Consider the following 15,435-nt stretch of genomic DNA (forward strand, 5'->3'; position numbering starts at 1 on the left):
AAGGAACGAAAGCTTCCTTTGTACTCACCCGAGAGACTCTCTCAGGCTTTCCTCCGGGCTTCCCTTCGGTCTTGCGTTTCCGACTCTATCAGATCTTTTCTCGATCCGATTTCCTCGGTGCTTTCCAGGTTCCCGCTCTCGCGTTTCCCTTTCCGGCGGTTCCGACTCTATCAGATCCTTTCGGCGTCCGATTCCCAGTCGGCGGGGGTTGTCCTCCCGGCCTTTCAGCCGTTCCGACGAGTGAGACTTTAGCGGATTCCCTGCTCCCGAAGCCAATCGGGGCTGCGTCCTTTCGAACGCGGATTCCTCATTTCGCGAATACGCATGCCAATGACACGACGGCAGACGAAGCGACTGCTCGCCGGGAGTGGTTGGTACTGCGGAATGGCTGTCCGGGGACCGACCGGGGTCGGCGCTCACGTCGGACAACTCGGAGAACACTACGTATGCGGCCGGGGAGTGTCAACCCACCTCCCTGCGGGCCCCCGGAGGCGTACTCTGGGCGACATGACTACGCGTACGTGCACCCTGCTGTGGTGGGCCGCCTGACGGCGGCCGTACTCACGTATGCGTACAACGGCCGCCGCTTCGGCGGCCGTTCTCGTATCCCCTCCGGGACTCGCGAGGGTCGGCCCGCCGGGACGGCGGCCTCGACCAGGAGAGCGGGAGAGGGAGTGGCGATGACGCGGGTCTTCAGCGGGGTCAAGCCGACCGGGCATCTGACGTTGGGGAACTACCTGGGGGCCATGCGGCAGTGGGCCGAGGTCGACCAGCACAGGTCGGACGCGGTGTTCTGCGTGGTCGATCTGCACGCGCTGACCGTGGACCACGATCCGGCGCGGGTGCGCCGGCTGAGCCGACAGGCGGCGACGCTGCTGTTGGCGGCGGGGCTGGATCCGCGGCTGTGCACCCTCTTCGTACAGAGTCATGTCGACGAGCATGCGCGGCTGTCGTATCTGCTGGAGTGCGTGGCCACCGACGGGGAGATGCGGCGGATGATCCAGTACAAGGAGAAGGCCGCGCGGGAACGGGAGCGTGGGGGGAGTGTGCGGCTGTCGCTGCTGACGTATCCGGTGCTGATGGCGGCGGACATCCTGGCGTACGGGACCGACGAGGTGCCGGTGGGCGACGACCAGACGCAGCACGTCGAGCTGGCGCGGGATCTGGCGGTGCGGTTCAACCAGCGGTACGGGCAGACGTTCGTGGTGCCGAGGGCCACGCATCCGGCGGTGGCGGCGCGGGTGATGAATCTGCAGGAGCCGGGTTCGAAGATGGGGAAGAGCGATGACTCCGGGCCGGGAATCGTCTATCTGCTCGACGAGCCGGATGTGGTGCGGAAGAAGATCATGCGGGCCGTCACCGACAGCGGGCGGGAGGTCGTGTACGACCGGGAGGGGCGGCCGGGGGTCGCGAATCTGCTGGAGATCCTCGCCGCTTGCACGGATGGGAACCCGGCGGAGCTGGCGGCCGTTCAGGAGTCGTACGGCGCTTTGAAGAAGGACACGGCGGAAGCTGTGATCGAGGTTCTGAGGCCTGTGCGGGCCAGGCACCGGGAGTTGTGTGCGGATCCCGCGTATGTGGAGGGGGTGCTGCGGAATGGGGCGAATAAGGCGCGGGACATGGCGCGGCCGGTCGTCGATGCCGCTTATCGCGCGATCGGGTTGCTGCCACCGGTGACCGAGTCAGCGGTGGAGGGCGGGCTGAACGCGGCTCGGTAGGCGCGTGGGCTGGTGGCGAGGCGTGATGCGAAGTGCTGGCGCATCGTGACCTCGCTGCCGAAGCCGGCGCGGCGGGCGACCTCGGGCATGGGGAGGTCGGTGCGTTCGAGAAGTTTCTGGGCTGCGGCGATGCGCTGGTCGAGGAGCCAGCGGAGGGGGGTGGCGCCGGTGGCGGCGGTGAAGTGGCGGGCGAAGCTGCGGGGCGACATACCCGCGTGAGCCGCCAGGTCGGCGACGGTGAGTGGTTCGTGGAGGTGGCGCAGGGCGTGTTCGCGTACGGCGGCGAGCGTGTCGGCGTCGCGGTCCGCGGGCGTGGTGGGGTGCTCGATGAACTGTGCCTGGGTGCCGGTGCGGAAGGGGGCGGTGACCATCGAGCGGGCAATGGTGGCGGCTGCTTCGGCCCCGTGGGAGTGGCGGACGAGGTGGAGGCAGAGGTCGATTCCGGCCGCGGTGCCGGCGGCGGTCCAGATGTTGTCGTCCTCGATGAAGAGGGCGTCGGGGACGACGGTGACATGGGGGTGGTGTGTGCGGAGGAGGTCGATCAGGTTCCAGTGGGTGATCGCTCGGCGGCCGTCGAGGAGGCCGGCCTGGGCGAGGGTGAAGGCTCCGCCGCAGAGGGCGGCGAGGGTGGTGCCGCGGGCGTGGGCGCGGCGGAGTGCGTCGAGGACCGGGGTGGGTGCGGGGGTGAGGTGGTCGTCGAGGCCGGGGACGAGGATCAGGTCGGCGCGGTTGAGCCAGGCGAGGGTGCGGTCGGGATGGAGGGCGAGTCCGCCGCGCATGGGGATGGGGATGGTGTCGGTGGCGACGCGGCGCAGTTCGAAGGCGGGGGCGTCGCGGTCCGTGCGGTCGGTGCCCCAGACCTCGGTGATGACGGAGACGTCGAAGGCGCGGATGCCGGGGAAGGCGACGAGGGCGACGCGGTACGCAGGGTCCACGCTTGGCAGTAAACCATCGATCGCTGACTTTTGTACCTCTGGGGTGCGGGTGGTCCCGGCGGCAGGATCTGGGGTATGGACATCGCGGAGAACGCAGCGCTGGTGGTCGTGGACGTGCAGAGGGGCTTCGAGGAGGCCGACTTCTGGGGGCCCCGGAACAACCCGGGTGCGGACGGCAACATCGCCGAGCTCATCGACGTATGGCAGGACACGGGACGGCCGGTCGTGTTCGTACGGCATGACTCGTCGAAGCCGGAGTCGCCGTTGCGGCCGGGGTACGTGGGCAACGACTTCAAGGAGTACGTGGAGGAGAGGAGGGGGAAGGGGGCCGGGCCGGAGCTGTTCCTCACGAAGACCGTGAATTCGGCGTTCCTCGGGACGCCGGATCTGGGGGCCTGGCTGTCGGCGCAGGGGATCTCGCAGATCGTGGTGGTCGGGATCCAGACGAACATGTGCGCCGAGACGACGGCGCGGATGGGCGGGAACCTGGGGTACGACGTGCTGTTCGCGTACGACGCGACGTACACGTTCGATCTGGAGGGGCCGTTCGGCTGGCGACGGAGTGCGGAGGAGATCGCGCAGGCGTCGGCGGTCTCCCTGCACGGGGGTGGGTTCGCCCGGGTGGTGACCACGAAGGAGGTCGTGGGCGCGGCGGGCCGGTGACCGCGGCGCCGCCCCTCCCGCTTCCCTCCCCCGGCGGGTGTCAGTCCTTCTTGCCGGAGGCCAGTTCTCGGCTGCGGTCGCGGGCGGCCTCCAGGGCGGCGATCAGGGCGGCCCGCACGCCGTGGTTCTCCAGTTCGCGGATGGCGTTGATGGTGGTGCCGGCGGGGGAGGTGACGTTCTCGCGGAGCTTGACGGGGTGTTCGCCGCTGTCGCGGAGCATCGTCGCGGCGCCGATGGCGGACTGGACGATGAGGTCGTGAGCCTTGTCGCGGGGCAGGCCGAGGAGGATGCCGGCGTCCGTCATGGCTTCGACCAGGTAGAAGAAGTACGCCGGTCCGGAGCCGGAGAGGGCGGTGCAGGCGTCCTGCTGGGTCTCGGGGACGCGGAGGGTCTTGCCGACGGCGCCGAAGATCTCCTCGGTGTGGGCGAGGTGGTCGGCGGTGGCGTGGCTGCCGGCGGAGATGACGGACATGGCCTCGTCGACGAGGGCGGGGGTGTTCGTCATGACGCGGACGACGGGGAGGCCGGGGGTGAGGCGGTCCTCGATGAAGGAGGTGGTGATGCCGGCGGCTCCGCTGATGACCAGACGGTCGGCGGGGACGTGGTCGGCGAGTTCGTCGAGGAGAGTGCCCATGTCCTGCGGCTTGACCGTGAGGATCAGGGTGTCGGCGGTCTTGGCGGCTTCCGCGTTGGTGACCGGGGTGACGCCGTGGCGGTTGCGGAGTTCCTCGGCGCGTTCGGGGCGGCGGGCGGTGACGAGGAGGTCGGCCGGGGGCCAGCCGCCTCGGATCATTCCGCTGAGCAGGGCTTCGCCGATTTTTCCGGTGCCGAGGACTGCGACTTTCTGGGTCATGGTGCGGGTGCCCTCCGGGGGTTGCGTCGTCCGGGTTCATCCTCGCACCGGTGCGGGGAAATGGGGGGCCGTGTCCGGTGGGCGGGATGTCGGCCGGAGGGTCACTTGTGCCGTGGCACTAGGAGGTCCTGCGCCTGAGCGTCGCCGCTCCCAGGGCCAGGACCAGCAGTGCGCAGCCACCGACGATCAGGGTGTCTCGTACGAAGGTGGGGGTCATGTCGGTGTGTTTGAGGACCTCGTTCATGCCGTCGACGGCGTAGGACATGGGGAGGACGTCGGAGAGGGTCTCCAGGGCGGGGTGCATGGTGTCGCGGGCGGCGAAGAGGCCGCAGAGGAGGAGTTGGGGGAAGATCACGGCCGGCATGAACTGGACGGCCTGGAATTCGGAGGCCGCGAAGGCGGAGACGAAGAGGCCGAGGGCCGTGCCGAGCAGGGCGTCCAGGAGGGCCACGAGGAGGAGGAGCCACGGGGAGCCCGTGACGTCCAGGTCCAGGAACCAGACCGCCAGGGCGGTGGCGAAGGCCGACTGGATGATCGCGAGGGTGCCGAAGGCGAGCGCGTAGCCGGCGATGAGGTCGCCTTTGCCGAGGGGCATGGCGAGGAGGCGTTCGAGGGTGCCGGAGGTGCGTTCGCGCAGGGTGGCGATGGAGGTCACCAGGAACATGGTGATGAGGGGGAAGATCCCGAGGAGGGAGGCGCCGATGCTGTCGAAGGTGCGCGGGTTGCCGTCGAAGACGTAGCGCAGCAGCACCAGCATCAGGCAGGGGATGAGGAGCAGCAGCGCGATCGTGCGGGGGTCGTGGCGGAGCTGGCGCAGGACGCGGGTGGCGGTGGCGGTGGTGCGGGAGAGGTTCAGGGAGGCGGCGGGGGCGGGAGCGGTGGTCATCGGGTCGTCTCCTTCTCGGGGGCGGTCTGGGTCGCCTTGGCCGCTTCGTCGACGAGGTGCAGGAAGGCCGCCTCGACCGTGTCCGCGCCGGTGCGGGTGCGCAGTTCTTCCGGGGTGCCGTCGGCGAGGATCTCTCCCTCGCGCATCAGCAGCAGGCGGTGGCAGCGCTCGGCCTCGTCCATGACGTGGGAGGAGATGAGGAGGGTCGCGCCCCGGGTCGCGGCGAGGTGGTGGAAGAGGGTCCACAGGTCGCGGCGCAGGACGGGGTCCAGGCCGACCGTGGGTTCGTCGAGGACGAGGAGTTCCGGGGTGCCGAGGAGGGCGACGGCGAGGGAGACGCGGTTGCGCTGGCCGCCGGAGAGGTTTCCGGCGAGCGCGTCGGCGTGGGTGGTGAGGTCGACGTCGGCGATGGCCCGGGTGACGTTCTCGTGGCGGCGCTCGGCTGCCCTGCGGCCGGGGTCGAGGATCGCGGCGAAGTAGTCGAGGTTCTGCCGGACCGTCAGGTCGTCGTAGACGGAGGGGGCTTGGGTGACGTAGCCGATGCGGGTGCGCAGGGAGGGGTGGCCGGCGGGGCTGTCCAGGACGTCGAGGGTGCCGGTGACCTTGGCCTGGGTGCCGACGACGGCGCGCATGAGCGTGGACTTGCCGCAGCCGGAGGGGCCCAGCAGGCCGGTGATCTGGCCGCGCGGGACGGTGAAGTCGAGGGAGCGCAGGACCGTGCGGGGGCCGCGGACGACCGTGAGACCTTCGGCTCGTACGGCGAAATTCATCATGTGATGAATAATGCTCGGGGCGCACTGGGGCGTCAAGTGGCGCAGGCGCGCGGCGGTGGGATTGGAGGCGGAGGCTCCTCTTCCCGCGCCTCCGTGTTCACGGAGTGGGCACAAGAACCTTCTGTCGCGTCGGCCGTTTCAACCGACAATGGAATTCATGCGCGGTGTGGCTGGGACCGCTTCCGCGCGGATCAGTCGCCGTGCCCTCCCCCGGTGCGGCGCCGCCCACGCATCTCCTGTTCCCTACCGGAGGTGCAGCCGTGTTGCGTCCTGGTGTCCGTGCTGTCCGCAAGGCCGATCTGTTCGCTTCTCTCGTCGTCTTCCTCGTCGCGCTGCCCCTGTGCGTGGGCATCGCCGTGGCCTCCGGTGTGCCCGCCGAGCTGGGACTGGTCACCGGGATCGTCGGCGGTCTGGTCGCCGGGGTGCTGCCCGGCAGCAGTCTGCAGGTGAGCGGGCCCGCGGCGGGCCTGACCGTGCTCGTCCTCGAGGCCGTGGGGGCGTACGGCCTCCAGGTGCTCGGGGTGGTCGTGCTCGCGGCCGGACTGGTGCAGGTGGGGCTGGGGGCGCTCGGGCTCGGGCGGTGGTTCCGGGCCGTGTCCGTGGCCGTCGTGCAGGGGATGCTCGCCGGGATCGGGCTGGTGCTGGTCACCGGGCAGGTGTACGCCCTCGGGGACGCGGCCGCTCCGCCGGGCGGGCTCGGGAAGCTCTCCGGGCTGGTGTCGCTGCCCGGGCGGGTGGATCCGGTGGCGTTGTCAGTGGGGGGTGCCACCATGGTCGTGTTGCTGCTGTGGGGGCGGTGGCGGCGCGGGGCGCGGCTGGTTCCGGCGCCGTTGGTGGCGGTGGTGCCGGCGGCGGCGGTGACCTGGGTGTTCGATCTGGAGGTGCGGCGGGTCCGGGTGCAGGGGCTGTGGGATGCCGTACGGGTGCCGGGGCCGGCGGATTTCGGGCGGCTGACGGAAGTGGGGGTGCTCGGGACCGTCGTGGCGTTCGCGCTGATCGCGTCGGCGGAGTCGCTGTTCAGCGCGGCCGCGGTGGACCGGCTGCATGACGGGAGGAGGACGGATTACGACCGGGAGCTGATGTCGCAGGGCACGGGGAACGCCGTGTGCGGGGCGCTGGGCGCGCTGCCCATGACGGCGGTCATCGTACGGAGCGCGGCGAACGTGCAGGCCGGGGCGCGGACCAAGGCGTCGCGGGTGCTGCACGGGGTGTGGTTGCTGCTGTTCACGGCCGTCGTTCCCGGGGTGCTGGGGCTCATCCCGGTCGCGGCGCTGGCCGCGCTGTTGGTGCACGCCGGGTGCAAGCTCGTGCCGGTGCGGGAGGTGCTGAAGCTGTGGCGCGGGCATCGCGGGGAGGTCCTGGTGCTCGGTGTGACCGCCGTGGCGATCGTCGTGGGGAATCTTTTCGAGGGGGTGCTGGTCGGGCTGGCTCTGGCCGTCGCGAAGACGGCGTGGGAGATCAGCCATGTGCATGTGGAGACGGAGGACCTGGGGGACGCCGGGATCGTCGTGCGGGTGGTCGGTCACGCGACGTTTCTGCGACTGCCGAAGCTGCTGGACGCGTTGGACGCGCTGCCGGCCGACCGGGAGGTGCGGCTGGAGCTGGGGGGACTGCGGCATGTGGACCACGCCTGCGCGGCGGCCTTGGAGGGGTGGGCCGCGGCGCGGGAGCGGCGGACGGAGCGTGCGGGAGGGCTTCAGGGAGAGGTGGCGAGCAGCAGTTCGACGTCGTAGGTCTCCTCGACCGTGCCGTCCGGGAACGCGGCGAGGAGGTGGCGGCGTTCCCCGGCGAGGAAGGCGGCCGCGGCCTCCTCGCCGTGGACCAGGAACATCGAATGGGTGCCCAGGTTCGCCAGGTGGACGTCGACGGGGACGCGACGGCTCCAGCGGATGCGGTGGTGGGCGAAGTCGAGGCTGCCGGTGGGGTCGGCACGGGCGGAGCGGGTGCCGTCGCCGTTGGTCCGGACGACCCCGTCGACGCCGAAGTGACGTTCGATGCGGGCGGTCTGGGCGTCGATCCACGGCACGTCGAGGGCGCTGGTGTTCCACCACAGCGCCAGGGCGCCGCCCGGCCGAAGGACGCGCAGGGCCTCCGGGACCGAGCGGGCGGGGTCGGTCCAGTGCCAGGACTGGGCGTAGGTGAGGACGTCGAGGGAGGCGGTGGCGAGGGGGAGGTGGTTGCCGTCGCCGCGGACGAGCGGGACGTCGGGGAGGGTGTGCCGGAACTGCGCCGCCATGCCGTCCCCGGGTTCGACGGCGACGACGTGGGCGCCGCGGCCGTGCAGGAGGGCGGTGGCCATGCCGGTGCCGGCGCCGATGTCCGCGACGCGGGCGCCGGCGAGGGGACGGCCGGCGAGGGTCTCGATCGCGTCGAGGAGGGCGGGTGGATAGGAGGGGCGGTTGGCGGCGTACTGGGCCGCGGCGGCGTTGAAGGAGCGGGCTCGAGCCTGGATCCGGGAGGAGGGTGAGGCCGTCATGCGGCCATGGTGACGGGGGTGGCGATCAGGTGGTGGGGTTTTCGGCGGGCGCCGGCGAGGGGGACGCCGATGAGAGGGACGCCGATGAGGGGCAGGGTCCAGGTGAGGCTTCGCCGGTCGGGTGTTCAGCTGGGGCGGCGCTTCTTCGAGGGGTTGCCGGTGCGGCGGGAGGCGCGCTTCTCGTGCTGCTTCAGCGCCGTCTCGTACTCCTCACGGTGGAGCTTCTCGCCGGGGGCCTCGGTGAGGGCGCGGAAGAAATAGGCGAGGAGGGAGCCGACGAAGCCGATGGCCAGGAGGCCGCGGAGGGAGGCCTGGCGGTCGGGGTCGGGGCGCTTGCCGAAGCCGTCCCAGGTGTGACGGAAGGCGAGCGCGCTGCAGATCGCGAACATGACCACGACCAGCAGGGTCACCAAGCTGCCGATGTCGGCGATCGCCAGGCCCTGGTAGGCGAAGCGCAGGACCAGACAGGAGACGACGGTGGCGAGGAGCGCGCCCACCGCCACGGCGATCCGGCGGGCGGTGTAGCCCTGGTCGTGGTCCACCCAGGTGGTGCCGAAGAAGCGCAGGGGCTCGGGGCGGGGGCCGGTGGGGGTGGCCGCCTGGCCGGTGGGGGTGCCCTGGGCGGCGTCCCGGGCCCGGGAGCCCGCCGGGGTGTCCCGGGTGCCGTTTTCGTCGCTCACGGGACGATTATGGCGCCGGGGTGGGGCGGCCTTCCGGGCGGGTCGCTCGGGACCAGGGCGTGGGGTGAAAGTCCCGCCTGCCCGGTGGCGCCGGGCAGGCCTTCCGGGCGGACGACGCTACTTTCGCAACACGCCCTAGGCGCAGCGCGAGGCGACGTAGCCGTCGCTGCCGGTGCGCACGTAGGCGTCGGAGACGTACTCGCCGCTGCTGATGTTGTCCCAGATGTTCGACGTGCCGTACGGGCCGGTGATCGTCGAACCGGGCGTCTGGCAGTAGATCGCCACCCTGGAGCCCTCGGGCAGGACGCGCACGATGCTGTAGCTCGTACCGGGGCCGCTGCGGACGTTCAGCCGCACGCCCGGGGCGATCGAGTAGTAGGTGACGGCCACTGCCGCCGCAAGGGTCTCCGGCTCGCCGCTCTCGACTGGTTCCACGCGGTCAACAGTCATGAAAAACCTCCCCCGTTCACCCCCATGAATGCCATGGGGTCACGTTGATTCCCCTAAAACACGCCATGAAACACATGTGCGTGATTCGCACACGGAGGCTAGCAAGCCGCCTCTGTCCGGGAGGAGTCATCGACTAGGCTCCGTGCGTCGCGCGCGCGGAGAACAGCACGGGGGTGGTCCATGACGCCACAGCGCAACACCGGGGCGGGCGCGGAAGCGGAACTTCCGGAGTACGCCGGTCACTACCGTCTGGAGTCGCGTCTGGGCTCGGGCGGCATGGGCGTGGTCCACCTGGCCCGGAGCACCTCCGGGATGAAGGTGGCCGTGAAGGTCGTACACGCCCAGTTCGCACGGGATCCCGAGTTCCGGGGGCGTTTCCGGCAGGAGGTGGCGGCCGCGCGGAGGGTGAGCGGTGCGTTCACCGCGCCCGTCGTGGACGCCGACCCCGAGGCCGAACGGCCCTGGATGGCCACGTTGTTCATTCCCGGCTCGACCCTCTCCGAGCAGGTGAAACGGAACGGCCCGCTGAACTCGGGCGAGTTGCGGCGCCTGATGGCCGGGCTCGCGGAGGCACTGCGCGACATCCACCGGGTCGGGGTCGTGCACCGGGACCTGAAACCGAGCAACGTCCTGCTCGCCGAGGACGGTCCGAAGGTCATCGACTTCGGGATCTCCCGGCCGAAAGACAGCGAACTGCGGACCGAGACCGGCAAGTTGATCGGGACGCCGCCGTTCATGGCGCCCGAGCAGTTCCGGCGGCCGCGGGAGGTCGGACCGGCCGCCGACATCTTCGCGCTGGGGTCGGTGATGGTGCACGCGGCGACGGGGCGCGGGCCGTTCGACTCCGACAGTCCCTACGTCGTCGCGTACCAGGTCGTGCACGACGAGCCGGATCTGACGGGTGTGCCGGAGAACCTCGCGCCGCTGGTGGTGCGCTGTCTCGCGAAGGAGCCCGAGGACCGGCCGACGCCGGACGAGCTGATGCGGGCACTGCGGTCGGTGGCCGCCTCGTACGACACGCAGTCGTTCATACCGGAGCAGCGGACGGGGGCGGCGGGTGTTCCCGGGTCCGCTTCCTCCGCCAACGCGGCCGCGGGGGCCGAGTCAACCGGAGGGGCCAAGGGAGCCGGAGGGGCCAAGGGAGCCGAAGAAGCGCAAGGGGCTGACGGGGCCAGGGGAGCTGACGGGACCGAAGAGGTCGGGAAGCCCGTACGTCGTCCCGAGCCGCCTCGGTGGAAGCTTCGGGGGCGGCGGGTGGCCGTGATGGCGGGGGCGCTGGGGCTCGTCGCCGGTGGGGCGTTCGCGGCGGTGCGGGTGATGGGCGACACGCCGAGCCCGGGGGAGACGAACCCCCGGACCACGACGGCCGCGTTCGACGCGTGGGAGGCCGGTTCGGTGTCCGGCGCGCAGACCGTGCCGCAGTGCTCGTACGGGGCCGGGAAGCTGCTCTGTGCCCAGTCCGGGGTCGTCTTCGCCCTCGACCCGTCCGACGGCGGCCTGGTGTGGAAGCACTCCGTCGCCGCCTCGCTGCGCAGCGAGCCACCGGTGCTGGCCGGGGAACTCGTCCAGCCGCTGTCGGAGCAGGACCGGCGGCTGGAGGCGCTCGACCCGGGCACGGGCGAGGTGCGCTGGCGGCGTGACATGCCCTCGCACACCGGGCTGCGCACGGCGGGCGGCACCCTCCTGTTCACCGGCGCCGACGGGACCGTCACCGCCGTCGACGGGGCGTCCGGCCGGACGAGGTGGAGCCATGGACTCGACGGCCAGGGCGTGCCGTACTTCCTGTCCTTCGCGGGGGACCCGCTGGCCTACGCGACGACCGCGACGGACTCCGGGACGACCCAGGTCACCGCCGTGGACCCGGACTCGGGGAAGGTGCGGTGGCACGCGCCGTTGCAGGGCACGCTGCAGGCGGTCGGCAGTCATGACGGGGTGGTGTTCTTCCTCTCCACCGCCCACGACTCCGGGGGCACCGACGCCGTGGTGCGCTACGACCCCGCCACCAAGTCGACGCGCCGGATGGTGCTGCCGGTGGCGCGGCCGGCCCCCGCGGCCGGGGTGCACGGCGACGTCGTCTACCTGATGTCCACCGGCGGAGCGCTGGAGGCGATCGACACGGCGGCAGGGAAGCGGCTGTGGAGCCTGGAGACGGCCGTGTCCCACGGCTCCGAACCGGTGTACGACGACGGGCACGTGTACGTCACCGCGGCGGACGGGCGGCTGCTCGGCGTGGACGCCCGCACCGGCCGGCTCCTCGGACAGACGAAGCCGCGCCTCGGCACACGCTCGGACCTGGTGGCGAGCACCCTGCCGCCGCCCGTACCCGTCGACGGACGGGTCTACGCCGGGGCTCCCGACGGCACCGTCTTCGCCGTCGAGGGGCGGGACCCGTCGAGCTGGTAGGACGGCGAAGGGGCCGCCCCCGAGGAGGCGGCCCCTTGCGGGAGTCGGGGATCAGCCCAGCTTCGACACGTCCCGCACCGCGCCCTTGTCGGCGCTCGTCGCCATCGCGGCGTAGGCGCGCAGGGCGGCGGAGACCTTGCGGTCGCGGTTCGACGGGGCGTACACCCCGTTCAACGACTGCTCACGGCGCGCGAGTTCCGCGTCGTCGACGAGCAACTCGATCGAGCGGTTCGGGATGTCGATACGGATGCGGTCGCCGTCCTGGACGAGCGCGATCGTGCCGCCGGAGGCCGCCTCGGGGGACGCGTGCCCGATGGACAGGCCGGACGTGCCGCCGGAGAAGCGGCCGTCGGTGATCAGCGCGCAGGTCTTGCCGAGGCCCCGGCCCTTCAGGAAGGACGTCGGGTAGAGCATCTCCTGCATGCCCGGCCCGCCCTTGGGACCCTCGTAGCGGATGACGACGACGTCGCCGTGCGTGACCTGCTTGTTGAGGATCTTCTCGACGGCCTCCTCCTGCGACTCGCAGACGACCGCCGGGCCCTCGAAGGTCCAGATCGACTCGTCGACACCGGCCGTCTTGACCACGCAGCCGTCGACGGCGAGGTTGCCGCGCAGCACCGCGAGACCGCCGTCCTTCGAGTACGCGTGCTCGACCGAGCGGATGCAGCCGCCCTCGGCGTCGTCGTCGAGCGCCTCCCAGCGCTCGGACTGGGAGAATGCCTCGGCGGAGCGGACGCAGCCCGGGGCCGCGTGCCAGAGTTCCACCGCCTCGGCCGAGGGCGATCCGCCGCGGACGTCCCAGGTCTTCAGCCAGTCCGCCAGGGACGGGCTGTGGACGGAGTGCACGTCCTCGTTGAGCAGGCCCGCGCGGTGCAGCTCGCCGAGCAGGGCGGGGATGCCGCCGGCGCGGTGCACGTCCTCCATGTAGTACGTGCGGTTCTTGGCGACGTTGGGCGCGACCTTCGCCAGGCAGGGCACGCGGCGCGACACGGCGTCGATCTGCTCCAGGCCGAAGGGAACGCCCGCCTCCCGGGCGGCGGCCAGCAGGTGCAGGATCGTGTTGGTGGAGCCGCCCATCGCGATGTCGAGGGCCATCGCGTTCTCGAACGCCGCGAAGGTCGCGATGTTGCGCGGCAGGACCGTCTCGTCGTCCTGCTCGTAGTAGCGGCGGGTGAGGTCCATGACCGTGCGCGCGGCGTCGACGTACAGCTGCTTGCGGGCCGTGTGGGTGGCCAGCACCGAGCCGTTGCCGGGGAGGGAGAGGCCGATGGCCTCGGTCAGGCAGTTCATCGAGTTGGCGGTGAACATGCCGGAACAGGAGCCGCAGGTCGGACAGGCGTTCTCCTCGATGCGGAGGATGTCCTCGTCGGAGATCTTGTCGTTCACCGCGTCGGACATCGCGTCGACCAGGTCGAGCGTACGGACCGTGCCGTCGACCAGCGTGGCGCGGCCGGACTCCATGGGACCGCCGGAGACGAAGACCGTCGGGATGTTCAGCCGCAGGGCCGCCATGAGCATGCCCGGGGTGATCTTGTCGCAGTTGGAGATGCAGACCAGGGCGTCGGCGCAGTGCGCCTCGACCATGTACTCGACCGAGTCCGCGATCAGGTCCCGGGAGGGGAGGCTGTAGAGCATGCCGCCGTGGCCCATCGCGATGCCGTCGTCCACGGCGATCGTGTTGAACTCGCGCGGGATGCCGCCGGCCTCGGTGATCGCCTGGCTGACGATCCGGCCGACCGGCTGGAGATGCGTGTGGCCGGGCACGAACTCGGTGAAGCTGTTGGCCACCGCGATGATCGGCTTCCGGCCGATGTCCGCACCGGGTACACCGGAGGCGCGCATAAGGGCGCGGGCGCCCGCCATGTTGCGGCCGTGGGTGACTGTGCGGGACCTCAGCTCGGGCATCGTCGCTCGCTCCTTCAGGCAGATAGGGCTGCTATTGAGCGTACGCCGGTCATCCACGAGGCGGGACGAGGTGTCCGGAATGCGGGATGAGTGTCTCGCCGGTCCCGACGGGTCAGGGGACGGTCAGATGTCCCTGCACGACCGGTGCCACCCTCGCGATGATCTGCTCGACGTCCGCCGACGCCAGCGGCTCCACCTTGATCACGTATCGCAGCATCGCACACCCGACCAGCTGCGCCGCCGCCAGTTCCGCGCGCAGCTCGGGGTCCGGCAGGTCGACCTGGGCGGCGATCCGGCGCAGCAGCTGGGAGGCGACCAGGCGGCGGAAGACGGCGGCCGCGGTGTCGTTGTTCACAGCCGAGCGGAGGATCGCGAGGAGGGGCGTACGGGTGGCGGGGTTCTCCCAGATGCCGAAGACGAAGCGGGCCATCCGCTCGCCCACGCCCTCCAGCGGGCCCTCGGCGATGGCGTCCGGCGCGCTGACGGCGGAAGCGAAGGCGACCTCGATGGCCGCCTCGAAGACCTGCTCCTTGGTGCCGAAGTAGTGGTGGACGAGCGCCGAGTCGACCCCGGCGGCCTTGGCGATGCCCCGCACGGACGTCTTGTCGTAGCCCCGCTCGGAGAACTCCTCCCGGGCGGCGGCCAGGATGCGGTCGCGGGTGTCGGCCGATTCGCTGCGAGGCGGGCGGCCGCGTCGGCGGGCGGTCTCGCCGGTGTCGGCCGGTTCCGTACGAGGGGGGCGGCCGCGGCGCCGGGAGGTCCCGTCGGCGTCGGTCACCGGCGGTGCACCTTCAGCGCCGAGGCCAGGTGGAGGCGGGTGAAGGCCAGGGCCTCCGCCAGGTCGGCCTCACGTTCGGCGCTGGACATGGCACGCCGTGTGTTGACCTCGATCACCACATGGCCGTCGAAGCCGCTCAGCGCGAGCCGTTCCAGCAGCTCGGCGCAGGGCTGCGCGCCCCGGCCGGGAACGAGGTGCTCGTCCTTCGCCGAACCGTTTCCGTCGGCCAGGTGGACGTGTCCGAGGCGGTCCCCCATCCGGTCGACCATCTGCAGCGCGTCCGTGCGGGCGGTGGAGGCGTGGCTGAGGTCGATCGTGAAGTGCCGGTAGTCGTCCTTCGTGACGTCCCAGTCGGGGGCGTACGCGAGCATCTCGCGGTCGCGGTAGCGCCACGGGTACATGTTCTCGACGGCGAACCGTACGTCCGTCTCGTTCGCCATCCGCCAGATGCCCTGGACGAAGTCCCGCGCGTACTGGCGCTGCCATCGGAAGGGCGGGTGGACGACGACGGTGGACGCGCCGAGCTTCTCGGCCGCCGCGCGGGCCCGCTGCAGCTTCACCCAGGGGTCCGTCGACCAGACCCGCTGAGTGATGAGCAGGCAGGGGGCGTGGACGGCCAGGATCGGGATGCGGTGGTAGTCGCTGAGCCGGCGCAGCGCTTCGATGTCCTGGCTGACGGGATCGTTCCAGACCATGATCTCGACGCCGTCGTATCCGAGGCGTGCGGCGATCTCGAAGGCCGTCGCCGTCGACTCCGGGTACACGGACGCCGTCGACAGGGCGACCTTCGCATCCGGGATCCGTACGACTGGCTCTGCCATGGAGGACAGGTTACGGGGTGCGGTTGCCTGAGTGCCGGGCGCCTGATCGCCGTTGTGGTGTTCGCCATAGGCGGGCACGGCTCCGTCGTGGGGG

Annotated in this window: 14 protein-coding genes; 4 read left to right on the forward strand and 10 right to left on the reverse strand. The window is 71.1% G+C overall.

Annotation, left to right across the window (positions count from 1 at the left end; genetic code table 11):
- Positions 1 to 680: 680 nt before the first annotated feature.
- On the forward strand, positions 681 to 1,718 hold the full coding sequence (gene trpS, locus ACIBVL_RS10035; protein WP_399094907.1) for a tryptophan--tRNA ligase: 1,038 nt from the start codon (positions 681 to 683) through the stop codon (positions 1,716 to 1,718).
- On the opposite strand, the gene ACIBVL_RS10040 is transcribed toward trpS, so the two are convergent.
- Positions 1,646 to 2,653 (reverse strand): GlxA family transcriptional regulator, encoded by a 1,008-nt coding sequence (locus ACIBVL_RS10040; protein ID WP_399094910.1) that lies wholly within the window; start codon positions 2,651 to 2,653, stop codon positions 1,646 to 1,648. The two genes, trpS and ACIBVL_RS10040, sit on opposite strands and share 73 nt — an antisense overlap.
- Before the next feature lie 75 nt (positions 2,654 to 2,728).
- Between ACIBVL_RS10040 and ACIBVL_RS10045 the strand changes: the two genes are divergently transcribed.
- Positions 2,729 to 3,316 carry a cysteine hydrolase family protein gene (locus tag ACIBVL_RS10045; RefSeq protein WP_399094913.1) on the forward strand — a complete coding sequence of 196 codons (588 nt, stop codon included), beginning with the start codon at positions 2,729 to 2,731 and terminating at the stop codon, positions 3,314 to 3,316.
- Between the two features lie 40 nt (positions 3,317 to 3,356).
- Here the strand turns inward: ACIBVL_RS10045 and proC are convergent, their stop codons facing one another.
- From proC to ACIBVL_RS10060, 3 genes are all read right to left on the reverse strand, one after another.
- Positions 3,357 to 4,169: a pyrroline-5-carboxylate reductase gene (gene proC / locus ACIBVL_RS10050; protein WP_399094916.1), complete on the reverse strand. Its 813-nt coding sequence runs from the start codon at positions 4,167 to 4,169 to the stop codon at positions 3,357 to 3,359.
- A gap of 118 nt (positions 4,170 to 4,287) precedes the next feature.
- Complete coding sequence (locus ACIBVL_RS10055; protein WP_399094920.1) at positions 4,288 to 5,055, reverse strand: ABC transporter permease; 768 nt, start codon at positions 5,053 to 5,055, stop codon at positions 4,288 to 4,290.
- Positions 5,052 to 5,828 (reverse strand): ABC transporter ATP-binding protein, encoded by a 777-nt coding sequence (locus ACIBVL_RS10060; protein WP_399094923.1) that lies wholly within the window; start codon positions 5,826 to 5,828, stop codon positions 5,052 to 5,054. Before ACIBVL_RS10060 ends, ACIBVL_RS10055 begins: the two co-directional genes overlap by 4 nt.
- A 260-nt stretch (positions 5,829 to 6,088) precedes the next feature.
- Here ACIBVL_RS10060 and ACIBVL_RS10065 point away from each other — a divergent pair, with 260 nt between their 5' ends.
- Complete coding sequence (locus ACIBVL_RS10065) at positions 6,089 to 7,561, forward strand: SulP family inorganic anion transporter (protein ID WP_399094926.1); 1,473 nt, start codon at positions 6,089 to 6,091, stop codon at positions 7,559 to 7,561.
- On the opposite strand, the gene ACIBVL_RS10070 is transcribed toward ACIBVL_RS10065, so the two are convergent.
- The 3 genes from ACIBVL_RS10070 to ACIBVL_RS10080 all read right to left on the reverse strand — a co-directional run bounded on the left by ACIBVL_RS10070 (position 7,525) and on the right by ACIBVL_RS10080 (position 9,434).
- The gene (locus ACIBVL_RS10070) at positions 7,525 to 8,304 is read right to left on the reverse strand and encodes a class I SAM-dependent methyltransferase (RefSeq protein ID WP_399094929.1); all 780 of its coding nucleotides are present in this window, start codon (positions 8,302 to 8,304) and stop codon (positions 7,525 to 7,527) included. The genes ACIBVL_RS10065 and ACIBVL_RS10070 overlap by 37 nt on opposite strands.
- A gap of 125 nt (positions 8,305 to 8,429) precedes the next feature.
- Entirely contained in the window at positions 8,430 to 8,984 is a 555-nt protein-coding gene (locus ACIBVL_RS10075) for an EamA/RhaT family transporter (protein WP_399094932.1), read from the reverse strand.
- Positions 8,985 to 9,119: 135 nt separating this feature from the next.
- Positions 9,120 to 9,434 carry an SH3 domain-containing protein gene (locus ACIBVL_RS10080; protein WP_399094935.1) on the reverse strand — a complete coding sequence of 105 codons (315 nt, stop codon included), beginning with the start codon at positions 9,432 to 9,434 and terminating at the stop codon, positions 9,120 to 9,122.
- Between the two features lie 180 nt (positions 9,435 to 9,614).
- Between ACIBVL_RS10080 and ACIBVL_RS10085 the strand changes: the two genes are divergently transcribed.
- Entirely contained in the window at positions 9,615 to 11,837 is a 2,223-nt protein-coding gene (locus ACIBVL_RS10085; RefSeq protein WP_399094938.1) for a serine/threonine-protein kinase, read from the forward strand.
- Between the two features lie 51 nt (positions 11,838 to 11,888).
- Here ACIBVL_RS10085 and ilvD read toward each other — a convergent pair whose 3' ends face one another.
- From ilvD to ACIBVL_RS10100, 3 genes are all read right to left on the reverse strand, one after another.
- On the reverse strand, positions 11,889 to 13,742 hold the full coding sequence (gene ilvD / locus ACIBVL_RS10090) for a dihydroxy-acid dehydratase (RefSeq protein WP_399094941.1): 1,854 nt from the start codon (positions 13,740 to 13,742) through the stop codon (positions 11,889 to 11,891).
- A gap of 112 nt (positions 13,743 to 13,854) precedes the next feature.
- Positions 13,855 to 14,520: a TetR family transcriptional regulator gene (locus ACIBVL_RS10095; RefSeq protein ID WP_399094943.1), complete on the reverse strand. Its 666-nt coding sequence runs from the start codon at positions 14,518 to 14,520 to the stop codon at positions 13,855 to 13,857.
- Positions 14,517 to 15,341 (reverse strand): sugar phosphate isomerase/epimerase family protein, encoded by an 825-nt coding sequence (locus ACIBVL_RS10100; protein WP_399094946.1) that lies wholly within the window; start codon positions 15,339 to 15,341, stop codon positions 14,517 to 14,519. Before ACIBVL_RS10100 ends, ACIBVL_RS10095 begins: the two co-directional genes overlap by 4 nt.
- Positions 15,342 to 15,435: the final 94 nt, after the last annotated feature.

The organism is Streptomyces sp. NPDC049687 (assembly GCF_044465285.1).
GTDB lineage: Bacteria > Actinomycetota > Actinomycetes > Streptomycetales > Streptomycetaceae > Streptomyces.

Coding starts and splice junctions, on each gene's coding strand:
- trpS (WP_399094907.1), top strand. CDS start 681: ATGACGCGGGTCTTCAGCGGGGTCAAGCCGACCGGGCATCTGACGTTG.
- ACIBVL_RS10045 (WP_399094913.1), top strand. CDS start 2,729: ATGGACATCGCGGAGAACGCAGCGCTGGTGGTCGTGGACGTGCAGAGG.
- proC (WP_399094916.1), bottom strand. CDS start 4,169: ATGACCCAGAAAGTCGCAGTCCTCGGCACCGGAAAAATCGGCGAAGCC.
- ACIBVL_RS10055 (WP_399094920.1), bottom strand. CDS start 5,055: ATGACCACCGCTCCCGCCCCCGCCGCCTCCCTGAACCTCTCCCGCACC.
- ACIBVL_RS10060 (WP_399094923.1), bottom strand. CDS start 5,828: ATGATGAATTTCGCCGTACGAGCCGAAGGTCTCACGGTCGTCCGCGGC.
- ACIBVL_RS10070 (WP_399094929.1), bottom strand. CDS start 8,304: ATGACGGCCTCACCCTCCTCCCGGATCCAGGCTCGAGCCCGCTCCTTC.
- ACIBVL_RS10080 (WP_399094935.1), bottom strand. CDS start 9,434: ATGACTGTTGACCGCGTGGAACCAGTCGAGAGCGGCGAGCCGGAGACC.
- ACIBVL_RS10085 (WP_399094938.1), top strand. CDS start 9,615: ATGACGCCACAGCGCAACACCGGGGCGGGCGCGGAAGCGGAACTTCCG.
- ilvD (WP_399094941.1), bottom strand. CDS start 13,742: ATGCCCGAGCTGAGGTCCCGCACAGTCACCCACGGCCGCAACATGGCG.
- ACIBVL_RS10100 (WP_399094946.1), bottom strand. CDS start 15,341: ATGGCAGAGCCAGTCGTACGGATCCCGGATGCGAAGGTCGCCCTGTCG.